This window comes from Pseudoduganella umbonata (genome assembly GCF_014192225.1).
GTDB lineage: Bacteria > Pseudomonadota > Gammaproteobacteria > Burkholderiales > Burkholderiaceae_D > Rugamonas > Rugamonas umbonata.
Map to the genome: position 1 here is coordinate 869,659 of NZ_JACHXS010000002.1, position 11,992 is coordinate 881,650.

At 66.0% G+C, this 11,992-nt stretch carries 6 protein-coding genes; 4 read left to right on the forward strand and 2 right to left on the reverse strand.

Annotation, left to right across the window (positions count from 1 at the left end; genetic code table 11):
* Positions 1-21: 21 nt before the first annotated feature.
* Positions 22-2,226, reverse strand: a complete 2,205-nt coding sequence (locus tag FHS02_RS08780) for a TonB-dependent siderophore receptor (RefSeq protein WP_137314426.1) — start codon at positions 2,224-2,226, stop codon at positions 22-24.
* Between the two features lie 196 nt (positions 2,227-2,422).
* Entirely contained in the window at positions 2,423-4,336 is a 1,914-nt protein-coding gene (locus FHS02_RS08785; RefSeq protein ID WP_137314425.1) for a M2 family metallopeptidase, read from the reverse strand.
* 108 nt (positions 4,337-4,444) lie between these two features.
* On the opposite strand from FHS02_RS08785, the gene FHS02_RS08790 reads away from it, so the two are divergent.
* The 4 genes from FHS02_RS08790 (at position 4,445) to FHS02_RS08805 (ending at position 11,840) form a co-directional block, all read left to right on the forward strand.
* A complete protein-coding gene (locus FHS02_RS08790) occupies positions 4,445-6,829 on the forward strand; it encodes a TIM-barrel domain-containing protein (protein ID WP_137314424.1) in 2,385 nt (794 codons plus the stop codon).
* Positions 6,830-7,074: 245 nt separating this feature from the next.
* A complete protein-coding gene (locus tag FHS02_RS08795) occupies positions 7,075-8,400 on the forward strand; it encodes an MFS transporter (RefSeq protein ID WP_137314423.1) in 1,326 nt (441 codons plus the stop codon).
* 121 nt (positions 8,401-8,521) lie between these two features.
* Positions 8,522-10,153 (forward strand): alpha-D-glucose phosphate-specific phosphoglucomutase, encoded by a 1,632-nt coding sequence (locus FHS02_RS08800; RefSeq protein WP_137314422.1) that lies wholly within the window; start codon positions 8,522-8,524, stop codon positions 10,151-10,153.
* 19 nt (positions 10,154-10,172) lie between these two features.
* The gene (locus tag FHS02_RS08805) at positions 10,173-11,840 is read left to right on the forward strand and encodes an alpha-amylase family glycosyl hydrolase (protein WP_137314421.1); all 1,668 of its coding nucleotides are present in this window, start codon (positions 10,173-10,175) and stop codon (positions 11,838-11,840) included.
* Positions 11,841-11,992: the final 152 nt, after the last annotated feature.

Genomic DNA, 11,992 nt, shown 5'->3' on the forward strand with positions numbered 1-11,992 from the left:
CCGGTTTTTCTGCAACTTTTCCTACCAGAGATACCGCGCTGTCAGCATCACTGTGCGCCGCTGCCCGTAGAAGCAGTCGCCGCGGGCGATGCAGGTGGTGATTTGCACCTTGTCGGCCAGGTTGACGGCGTTCAGCGCGAAGCGCCACGAGCCGGTCTGGTACGCGAGCAGCGCGTCGACCAGCGTGGCCGACGGCGTTTCCAGCGAATCGGTGCCGTCCCACGAGGTGCCGAGATAGCGCACGCCGGCGCCGGCCGTGAAGCCGTCGACGCCGCCGACCGAGAAGCCGCGCGACAGCCAGGCCGACACATTGTGTTTCGGGATGCCGGACACGCGCTTGCCCAGGTCGGCGCCATTGCTGCGCGACACGCGCGCGTCGGTGTACGTGTACGCGGCGGTCCAGTCCCAGCCGCGCACGCCCCCTGCCGTTTCCAGCTCGGCACCGCGCACCTTCACCTCGCCCAGCTGCAGGCTGTTCTGCGGGTTGGCCGGATCGGTGGTCTTGCGGTTCTGGTCGCGCAGCTGGTACAGCGCCAGCGATGCTGTCACCGCGGCGGCCGGCTGCCACTTGATGCCCGCCTCCCACTGCTTGCCGCGCTGCGGCTTGAACGGGTTGTTGTATGCATCGACGCCGCCCAGCGGCAGGAACGATTCGGCGTAGCTGACGTAGGGTGACAGGCCGCCATCGGCCAGGTACAGCAGGCCGATGCGTTTCGTGTTGGCCTTGTCGTCGGTGCGGGAAGCGGGGCGGCCTTCGATGTCGTTCTCGGCATGGTCGCGGCGCCAGCCCAGCACGCCGACCCAGCGTTCGTCGAACTTGGCCTGTTCCTGCACGTAGAAGCCCTTCTGGTGCAGCACCGCCGTGGGCTGGTGCGCCAGGGATGCGGGCGCCGTGAAGTTTCCGTACACGGGGTTGTAGACGTCAAGCGCGGCGGCGGTGCCGCGCCCCGTGGCCTGCCGCGTTTCGGCGCGCTGCACGTCGAAGCCGGCCAGGAACGTGTGCTGCCAGCTGCCGGTAGCGAATTTCGCCTCCAGCTGCGTGTCGAACAGCAGCGTGTCGAGGGCGTTGGCCTGCTGGATCAGGTCGCGCTCGATGGTGCGGTTGTCGGCATTGAACACGGGGCGGGCCGGCCGGTTGCGCGACGGGATGGCGGTGAAGCTGGTGTAGGCGCTGCGGTAATCGACCTCGGAGTTGCTCTTGCGGGCGTTCTGGCGCAGCACCAGGTTGTCGCTGAAGTGGTGGCTGAACTGCCAGCCGAACGATGTCTGGTCGGTCTTGTAGGCATCCCAGCCCGGTTCGCCGGTGAAGGTGCCGGTGGGGATCTGGCCGTATTGCGACGGCAGCAGCGTGCCCTGCCACGGGAAGAAGCCGATCAGCGAGCCGCTTTCATCCTGCTGGCGCAGCGCGTGCAGCGTCAGCGACGTGTCGGCGTCCGGTGCCCACGTCAGCGACGGCATCAGCACCTTGCGGTCGTCGGCCACGTGGTCGACCTGCGAGCCGCTGTCGCGGCCGATCGCCACCACGCGCAGGCGCCACTGGCCGGCATCGTCCAGTACTTCGTTCAGGTCGACGCCGACCTGCTTGCGGTCATGGCTGCCGACCTGCACCTGCACCTCGCGGCGGCGTTCGGCCAGCGGTTTCTTCGTCACGTAGTTGACCACGCCGCCCACGCTGCCCTGGCCGTACAGCACCGACGACGGGCCGCGCAGCACTTCCACGCGTTCCAGCATGAACGGATCGGGGCGGGTGGTGTTGTAGAAGCCGAAGTTGTACTGCAGGCCGTCCACCAGCGAGGTCGGCGAACCGCCGCGCGAGGTGATGCTGTCGCCGCGGCTGTCGAACGAGGCCGAGACCAGGCCGGCCGTGTAGTTCAGCGTCTGGCGCAGCGTTTGCGCACCCTGCAGCTGCAGCCGTTCGGCCGGGATCACGGAAATCGATTGCGGCGTCTCGATCAGCGGCGTATCGGTCTTCGTTGCCGAGCCGCTGCGCTTTGCCACGAATTCGTCCTCGGTCTTGCTGCCTTCGATCTTCACGACGGCGACCGGGGCGGCATCGGCTTCGGCCGGCGCGTCGGCCGGTGTGGCGGCATAAGCAGGGGCCCAGGCGCACAGCAGCGCGAATGTCAGCGGGTGGAATACGGGATGGAACGTGGGACGGAATGCGGGATTGAACGTGGAACGGAATGTAAAACGACCGGCCCGTGCCGGCTGGGAGAACTGCGCCATGAAACCCTTCCTGAGTGATGGAATGTGGTTGCTGGCTGGCGTCGGCTGGCTGCTTTAATTGTTGAGTGGAATGGTCAAGTATAGCGTCCGGGTGTCAAAAGGACAAGGTTGGTGGCGAGGGGAGAACCGGTGTCCGACACCATTTTTCGCCGAAAAATGATGTCCGACACCACGCGCTGCCGCCGGGTGGCGAGTATTACCCCTTCTGCTGCGCCGCCAGCAGCCGGTTCTGCTCGTCGAGCCAGGCCTTCAGCGGCGCGAAGTATTCGAGCAGGGCGCCGCCGTCGATGCGGTCTTCGCCGCTGATGGCCTTCAGCGCTTCGGGCCATGGCTTGCTGGCGCCCATTTCCAGCATCGCGCGCAGCTTCCTGCCGGCCTTCTCGTTGCCGTAGATCGAGCATGCGTGCAGCGGGCCTTCATGGCCGGCTTCGCGGCACAGCGCGCGGTGGAACTGGAACTGCAGCAGGTGGGCCAGGAAGTAGCGGGCGTAGGGCACGTCGGCCGGCACGTGGTACTTGGCGCCGGCGTCGAAGCCGCCCGGCAGTGCGGGCACGGGGCGCCCGATGCCCATGTATTGCTCGCGCAGCTGCCACCAGCTGCGGTCGTAGTCGGCCGGCGGCGTGGTTCCGGCGTAGACGTCCCAGCGCCAGCGGTCCACCATGTAAGCCCATGGCAGCACGGCCACTTTCGACAGCGCGCGGCGCAGCAGATCGCCGATGTCCGCCTTCGGATCCGGGTCGTCGTTCATCAGCCCGATGCGCTTCAGGTAGGCCGGCGTGATCGACAGCGCGACGGTGTCGCCGATCGCCTCGTGGAAGCCGTCGTTGGCGCCGTTGCGGAACAGCGCCGGCTGGTCCTGGTAGGCCAGGAAGTAGTAGACGTGCCCCAGTTCGTGGTGGATCACCGCGAAGTCCTCGGCCGTGGGATTGATGCACATCTTGATGCGCACGTCGTCCTGCCCGTCGATCGTCCATGCCGACGCGTGGCACACCACGTCGCGGTCGCGCGGCTTGGCCAGCAGCGAGCGCTCCCAGAACGTGGCGGGCAGCTTCGGCATGCCCAGCGAAGTGTAGAAGCGCTCGGCATATTCGGTCATCTGCTTCGGCGTGGTCTTGCGCCGCTCCAGCGCCTTCGTCAGGTCGAAGCTTGCGGCGCCGGACTTCGGCTGCAGCAGCGGGTAGATGTTGTCCCACGTCTGGCTCCACATGTTGCCGAACAGGTGGGCGGGGATCGGCCCGGTCAGCGGCACCACGCCGGCGCCGTAGGTGGCGCGCAGCCGGTAGCGCGTGTACTCGTGCAGCGCTTCGTACAGCGGTTTGACCTGCAGCCACAGGCGCTCCATCTCGAACGCGAATTCGTCGGCCGGCATGTCGTAGCCGGAGCGCCACAGTGCACCGGTGTCCGCATAGCCCATTTCGCGCGCGCCCTTGTTCGACAGCTGCACGAAGTCGGCATAGCGGTCCCGGTATGCGGGCGCCTGGGCATGCCAGCCGGACCAGGCATCGAGCAGTTTCGCGGGATCGCGGCTGGTGGCCAGGATTTTTTCCAGCTCGCCCAGTGGCATGCAAGGGCGTCCGCCGGCGGGACAGTACTTCGCCTTGCCGTAGGCGCCGGTCAGTGCGGCGCGCGCGGCGGCGTAGGCTGCGCGCTCCTTCGGATCGGACAACATCAGTGTCAGCTGCAGGAGCTTCAGCTTGCGCGCATCGGTATTGCTCAGCGAGCCCGCGAGATCGCGCCCGCCGTAGCGGCGTGCCGCCAGCGCGGCCTGGCCGGCGGCATCGAGCTGCAGCTCGCCGAAGTAGGCGGCGATGGCTTCGGTATCGCCGGTGATGAAGTTCGCGGCCACCCAGTCGGCGCGGGCCTGGTCGGCATTGAGCCTGTCGAACTTCGCTTCGGTCTGCGCCAGGAAGCGCTTGGCGTCGGCAAGCGACGGCCCGGCGGGCGCCCTGGCCGCGGCCTTCCCCTTGGCCGCAACCCTGGCGCCGGCCTTTGCCTTGTCCCCGGCCTTCGCCTGCGCCTGCCTGTTCGATTGCGCGCCTGCCGTGCCCGCGCCCAGCGCGAGCAGCACGGCTATCGGCACCAGCGCCCGCCCCAGCGGCTTCGTGTCCATCGTTCCTCCGATCGCGTGAATGAGGTGCCCAATATAGCGCAAGCGGACTTGTTTTCATGTCGCTGTTTTGTCATGCTCTCGGCTCTTCTCCCATTCCCATCGGCCCCCATGAAAACCATCACGACCGCTGCGCTTGCGCTCACCTTCGCCAGTCAATTTGCCGTTGCGCAGAACGCCGCCCGGCATGTGGAAAGCTGGACCGTGAAGGATGGCGCGCTGCACATCGTCACCAACGACGGTCGTTACCGGATCAGGGCGTATTCGGCGTCGATCGTCGAGACCACGTTCGTTCCGGACGGCGAGCGGTACGATGCGCGCTCGCACGCCGTGGTGCTGCCGCCGGCCGGCGCGCAGCCGGCGGTGAAGGAGGCCAATGGCCGCATCGAGTTCGCCACGCCGGGGATCGCGGTGACCATCGAGCGCCGCCCATTGCGCATCGCCTACACGTACAAGGGCCAGCCGCTGGTGGCGGAAAAGCTGGGCTACACGAAGAAGAACGGCATGGCGGCGCTGGAGTTCGCGCTCGACGCCGACGAGGCGCTGTACGGCGCCGGTGCGCGCGCCGTGGGCATGAATCGCCGCGGCCACCGCTTCCAGCTGTACAACAAGGCGCACTACGGCTACGGCAACCGCTCGGAACTGCTGAACTTCACGATTCCCGTCGCGCTGTCGTCGAAAAAATATGCGCTGCACTTCGATAACCCGCAGGCCGGCTGGCTCGATTTCGACAGCCGCAGGGATGGCACACTGTCGTATGAAACGATCGGCGGGCGCAAGACCTACCAGGTGATCGCCGGCGACGCCTGGGCCGACGTGATGGCCGGCTATACGAGCCTGACGGGCCGGCAGCCGCTGCCGCCGCGCTGGACCTTCGGCAATTTCGCCAGCCGCTTCGGCTACCACGACGAGAAGGAGGTACGCGCCGTCGTCGACCGCTTCATCGACGAGAAGATTCCGCTCGACGCGGTGGTGCTGGACCTGTACTGGTTCGGCAAGGAGGTCAAGGGCACGATGGGCAACCTGGCGTGGGACAAGGACAATTTCCCGGACCCGCAGCGCATGCTGCGCGACCTGAAGGCAAAGGGCGTGAACACGGTGGTGATCACCGAGCCGTTCGTGCTGACCACGTCGGGCCGCTGGCAGGAAGCGGTGGATGCGAAGGCGCTGGCCACGACGAAGGAAGGCGCGCCCTATACCTATGACTTCTTCTTCGGGAACACCGGCCTGGTCGACATCTTCAGCCCGCAGGGCAAGGACTGGTTCTGGAGCATCTACAAGGGCCTGAAGGAGCAGGGCGTGGCCGGCTGGTGGGGCGACCTGGGCGAACCGGAGCTGCATCCGGCGGCGCTGCAGCACGCCACCGGTTCGGCGGACGAGGTGCACAACATCTATGGCCACGACTGGGCGCGGCTGATCGCCGAAGGCTATGCGAAGGACTTCCCGGACGAGCGCCCGTTCATCCTGATGCGGGCCGGCTACTCGGGTTCGCAGCGGTTCGGCATGATCCCCTGGTCGGGCGACGTGTCGCGCAGCTGGGGCGGATTGCAGTCGCAGATGGAAATCGCGCTGCAGATGGGCATGCAGGGCATGGCGTACATGCACTCGGACCTGGGCGGCTTCGCCGGCCCGGTGCTGGACGACGAGCTCTATGTGCGCTGGCTGCAGTACGGTGTGTTCCAGCCGGTGTTCCGGCCGCACGCGCAGGAAGAGGTGCCGGCCGAACCGGTGTACCGCGCGCCGCGCGCGAAACAGCTGGCGGCCGAGGCGATCCGGCTGCGCTATGCGCTGCTGCCGTACCACTACACGATGGCGTTCGAGAACAGCAGCACCGGCATGCCGCTGATGCGCCCTGTGCTGTTCGAAGATACGCTGAACGATGCCGGCACGCTCGCGTCGACCTACCTGTGGGGCGGCAGCTTCCTGGTCGCGCCGGTCACCGAGCCGGGCGCGCAGCGCAAGGAAGTGTACTTCCCGACCAAGGGCAGCACCTGGTTCGATTTCCATACCGGCGAGCGCCACCAGGGCGGCATCCTGGAAACGGTGCCCGTGACGGCGGAGCGCATTCCCGTCTACGTGCGCGCCGGCGCGTTTGTGCCGATGGCGCCCGCGGTGCAGTCGACCAGGGACTACACGTCCCGCAGCATCGACCTGCATTACTGGCACGATGCCGGCGTGACGGCATCGTCGGGCATGCTGTACGACGACGACGGCGCGACCGCCGATGCGTACGGCAAGGGCAAGTACGAGATCGCCCGCTTTACCGCGGCCGCGCAGCCCGGCACGCTCGACATCGGCATCGCCACCGAGGCGGGCCGCGCCGCGGCGCCGGTAGTGCGCACTTACACGCTGCATGTCCACGGCATCGCGAAACCAAAGCGCGTCCTGCTCGACGGGCGCGCGCTGGCGTTCACGTGGGATGCGAAAACGCGCGTGGCGAAAGCCGTGCTGCCGGCCCGTGCAAAGCTGGCGGCGAAGGTTTCCGTACAGCTGTAAAGCGACCGGCACTCGGAAAGTTGCCCGGAAAATGGGGACGTACCCCATTTTTCGAGAAACAAAATAGGGACGGACCCTGTTTTTGAGGAAATTTCTCAGAAAACAGGGTCCGTCCCTAATTTTCTGTTGTTTGACTACAATTGGAATGAAATCGGCTTATCCGAAGGCTGTTTGCGCATTGACTGGCACTTCTCTGCATGTTATTTTGCTACAAATAGGATAGCGCATAACATCGGAGACCGCGGATGCATTCTTCTTCCACCAAGCCCCGGCTGTCGTTCTGGCAGCTATGGAACATGAGCTTCGGCTTTTTCGGCATCCAGTTCGGCTTTGCGCTGCAAAACGCGAACACCAGCCGGATCTTTTCCACGCTGGGGGCGAACCCCGATGAACTGCCGCTGCTGTGGCTGGCGGCGCCGGCCACCGGCCTGCTGGTGCAGCCCATCATCGGCTACCTGTCCGACAATACCTGGCACCCGAAATGGGGCCGCCGCAGGCCGTTCTTCTTCTTCGGTGCCGTGTTCGCATCGCTGGCGCTGTTCCTGATGCCGAACTCGCAGGCGCTGTGGATGGCGGCCGTCGTGCTGTGGATGATGGATGCGGCGATCAACGTATCGATGGAGCCGTTCCGCGCGTTTGTCGGCGACAAGCTCGACGAGTCGCAGCAGACGGCCGGCTTCGCGATGCAGACGTTCTTCATCGGCTGCGGCGCCGTCATCGCCTCGCTGCTGCCGACCATCTTCACCGACTACCTCGGCATCAGCAACGTCGCCGCCGCCGGTGTCATTCCCGACTCGGTCCGCTATTCCTTCTATGCGGGTGGCACGGTGTACCTGCTGGCCGTGCTGTGGACCGTGTTCACCGCCGACGAACTGCCGCCGGAAAACATGGAGGAATTCCAGCGCGAGCGCAGCATGGCCAAGGGCCTGGGCCATGCGCTGGCCGAGATTCTCGGCGGCTTCGGCCGCATGCCGAAGACCATGGTGCAACTGGCGTACGTGTCGTTCTTCACGTGGGTCGGCCTGTACACGATGTGGATCTACACCACGGCTTCCGTGGCCGAGAACGTGTTCGGCACGGCCGATGCCACGTCGGCTGCCTACCAGGCCGCCGGCAACTGGGTCGGCATCATGTTCGCCGTGTACTCGGGCGTCTCCGCGCTGGCAGCGTTCATCCTGCCGGTGCTGGCCCGCCTCACCAGCCGCAAGGCGGTGCACATGGCCTGCCTCGCCATCGGCGGCGTCTCGCTGGCCAGCGTGTTCCAGATCCACGACAAGCAGATGCTGATGCTGCCGATGATCGGCGTGGGCCTTGCCTGGGCCAGCATCCTGACGATGCCGTACGCGATCCTGGCGGGCTCGCTGCCGGCCAAGCGGATGGGCTACTACATGGGCCTCTTCAATTTCTTCGTGGTGATCCCGCAGATCATCGCCGGCGTGGTGCTGGGTTTCGTGATCCGCCATATGTTCGACGGCCATGCGGCCAAGACGCTGGTGCTGGGCGGCGCATCCTTGCTGATCGCCGCCGTGCTGACCGTTTTCGTGACGGACAGCGTGCGGCGCCCGAAGTAAGCGACAACCTGTAAGCGTCAACCTGTAGGCGGCCCGATCAGGCATGATCCGCGCGCCATCGCGTACTGGATCGCGGTAGGCTGGGATGTTAATCTTCAGGTAACACCACAGCGGAGCAAACATGGCAATCCAGACGATTCAAACCACGCCCATCGACGGCCAGCGGCCGGGCACTTCCGGCCTGCGCAAGAAGGTCGGCGTTTTCCAGCAAGCGCATTACCTCGAGAATTTCGTGCAGAGCGTGTTCGACACGCTCGGCGACCTGTCCGGCAAGACGCTGGTGCTCGGCGGCGACGGCCGCTTCCACAACCGTGCCGCGATCCGCACGATCCTCAAGATGGCCGCCGCCAACGGCGTGGCGCGCGTGCTGGTGGGGCGGGGCGGCATCCTGTCCACGCCGGCGGTATCGTGCGTGATCCGCAAGTACGAGGCGATGGGCGGCATCATCCTGTCGGCCAGCCACAATCCCGGCGGCCCGGACGGCGACTTCGGCATCAAGTACAACATCGGCAACGGCGGCCCGGCACCCGAAGCGGTCACCGAAGCGATCTACCAGCGCACTACCACCATCACCTCCTACCGCATCAGCGATGCGCCGGACCTCGACATCGACCATGGCGGCCGTTCCTATGTGGAGCAGATGCAGGTCGAAGTGATCGACCCGGTCGACGACTACGCGCAACTGATGGAACAGCTGTTCGACTTCGACGCGATCCGCAAGCTGTTCGCCGGCGGCTTCACGATGCGCTTCGATGCGATGCATGCGGTGGCGGGCCCCTACGCGAAGGCGATCATCGAAGGCCGGCTGGGCGCGCCCGAAGGCACGGTGATCAATTGCGTGCCGCGCGAGGACTTCGGCGGCGGCCACCCCGATCCGAATCCCGTCAACGCGGCCGAGCTGATCGAGCTGATGGCGCGCGACGACGCGCCCGATTTCGGCGCCGCATCGGACGGCGACGCGGACCGCAACATGATCGTCGGCCGCAAGTTCGACGTCACGCCATCGGATTCCCTGGCGATCCTGGCCGCCAATGCGCAGGTGGCGCCCGGCTACCGCGGCGGCATCGCCGGCATCGCCCGTTCGATGCCCACGTCGCGCGCGGCGGACCGCGTGGCCGCGGCGCTCGGCATCCCCTGCTACGAAACGCCGACCGGCTGGAAGTACTTCGGCACGCTGCTCGATGCCGGCCTGGCCACGCTGTGCGGCGAGGAAAGCTACGGCACCGGCTCGAACCACGTGCGCGAGAAGGATGGCGTGTGGGCCGTGCTGTTCTGGCTGAACCTGCTGGCCGTGAAGGGCCAGTCCGTGCAGCAGATCGTCGAGGAGCACTGGCAGCGCTTCGGCCGCAACTATTATTCGCGCCACGACTACGAGGGCATCGACGCGCACGCCGCCAAGGTACTGATGGACGACCTGCGCGTGAAGCTGGCCGCCATGCAGGGCGTGGAGATGAACCACTACACGGTCGATTTCGCGGACGATTTCGAATATACCGATCCGGTCGACGGCTCGAAGGCCGCGCAGCAGGGCATCCGCATCGTGATGACGGATGGTTCGCGCATCGTCTACCGGCTGTCCGGCACGGGCACCGAAGGCGCCACGCTGCGCGTCTACCTGGAACGCTACGAGGCCGATCCCGAGCAGCACCACATTCCCACGCAGCAGGCGCTGGCGGCGCTGATCGCCATTGCCGACAGCGTGGCCAGCATCGCCTACAACACGGGGCGGAGCAATCCCACCGTGATCACTTAACCCACTCCCGAAAGGTCGCATGAAGCTCACATCCATCGCATTGTCCATCCTGTTGGCCGCCTCCGGCACGTCCGCACTGGCGGCGCCGCCAAAGCCAATGCCGTTCATGTGGGAGAACGCGACCGTCTACTTCCTGCTCACCGACCGCTTCGCCAACGGCGACCGGTCGAACGACCTGGCATACGGCCGCAAGGCCGATGCCGCGCCGCTGCGGGGTTACCTGGGCGGCGACCTGAAAGGGCTCACGGCAAAGGTGAAGGAGGGCTATTTCGACAGCATCGGCGTCAATGCGATCTGGCTGACGCCGCCCGTGGAGCAGATCCATGCCGGCACCGACGAAGGCACCGGCAAGTCCTACGGCTTCCATGGCTACTGGGCGCGCGACTTCACCGCCGTCGACGCCAACCTGGGTACCGAGCAGGATTTCCGCGACTTCGTCGATGCGGCCCATGCGCACGGCATCCGCGTGCTGCTGGACGTGGTGATGAACCACACCGGCCCGGTGACGGAAGCGGACCCGGTGTGGCCGGCGGAGTGGGTGCGCACGTCGCCCACCTGCGCACACAAGGACGCACCGACGACAATTTCATGCACGCTGGTGGCGAACCTGCCCGACGTGCGCACCGAAAGCGATACGCCGGTCGCGCTGCCGCCGGCACTGGCCGAGAAATGGAAGAAGGAAGGACGCTACGAGCGCGAAGTGAAGGAGCTCGACGACTTCTTCGCCCGTACCGGCTATCCGCGCGCGCCGCGCTACTACCTGATGAAGTGGCACGCCGACTGGGTCCGCAAGTACGGCATCGACGGCTACCGGGCTGACACCGTCAAGCATACCGAGGCTGGCGTGTGGAAGGAGCTGCGCACGGTGACCGAAGCGGCGCACGATGAATGGAAGAAGGCCAACCCGGGCAAGGTGCTGGGCGACGGCAAGTTCTTCACCGTGGCCGAGGTTTACAACTATTCGATCGGTCACGGCCGCGAGTTCGACATGGGCGGCGGTGTCAAGACCGACTTCTACGCCAACGGCTTCGACAGCCTGATCAACTTCAGCCTGCCGACCGATGCCAAGGGCGACTACGAAAGCGTGTTCGCGAAGTTCGATGCGCAGCTGCGCGGCCCGCTGCGGGGCAAGTCGGTACTGAACTACCTCGATTCGCACGACGATGGCAACCCGTTCGATCCGGCACGCGCGAAGCCGTTCGAATCGGCCAACAAGCTGCTGCTGGCGCCGGGCGCCGCGCAGATCTATTACGGCGACGAGACCGCGCGGCGCGTCGACATCGCCGAAGCGGTGGGCGACGCCAAGCTGCGCTCCCTGATGAACTGGGACGACCTGGCGAACAACGCCCAGCGCGACGGCTACCGTGTCGCTGACGTGCGTACCCACTGGGCCAAGCTGGGCCAATTCCGGCGCGCCCACGTGTCGATCGGCGCAGGTACGCATGCCAGGCTGGCCGACGCGCCGTACACCTTCTCGCGCAGCCATGACGGTAGCGGCCTGGCCGACAAGGTCGTGGTCGCGCTGGACGTCCCGGTCGGCAAGCCGGTCGCCATCAAGGTCGGCGGCATCTTCGCCAACGGCAGCAAGGTGCGTGACGCCTACGCCGGCGCCACCTATACCGTCACCAACGGCACGGTGCGCACGAACGGCAAGTTCAACACCGTACTGCTCGAATCGGCCCGCTGAAAAGTTGCCTGAAACTTGGGTGTGACCCCGGTTTCAGGCAACCCCGACAAAAGCGCCACATTCTGTTGTAAAAAACATGGGGACTGTCCCTCCAGAGGGGACTGTCCCTCCAGAGGGGACTGTCCCTCCAGAGGGGACTGTCCCCATGTTTT

Excerpts from the sequence above, each read along its gene's own strand:
- FHS02_RS08780 (WP_137314426.1), bottom strand. The coding sequence starts at position 2,226 with ATGGCGCAGTTCTCCCAGCCGGCACGGGCCGGTCGTTTTACATTCCGT.
- FHS02_RS08785 (WP_137314425.1), bottom strand. The coding sequence starts at position 4,336 with ATGGACACGAAGCCGCTGGGGCGGGCGCTGGTGCCGATAGCCGTGCTG.
- FHS02_RS08790 (WP_137314424.1), top strand. The coding sequence starts at position 4,445 with ATGAAAACCATCACGACCGCTGCGCTTGCGCTCACCTTCGCCAGTCAA.
- FHS02_RS08795 (WP_137314423.1), top strand. The coding sequence starts at position 7,075 with ATGCATTCTTCTTCCACCAAGCCCCGGCTGTCGTTCTGGCAGCTATGG.
- FHS02_RS08800 (WP_137314422.1), top strand. The coding sequence starts at position 8,522 with ATGGCAATCCAGACGATTCAAACCACGCCCATCGACGGCCAGCGGCCG.
- FHS02_RS08805 (WP_137314421.1), top strand. The coding sequence starts at position 10,173 with ATGAAGCTCACATCCATCGCATTGTCCATCCTGTTGGCCGCCTCCGGC.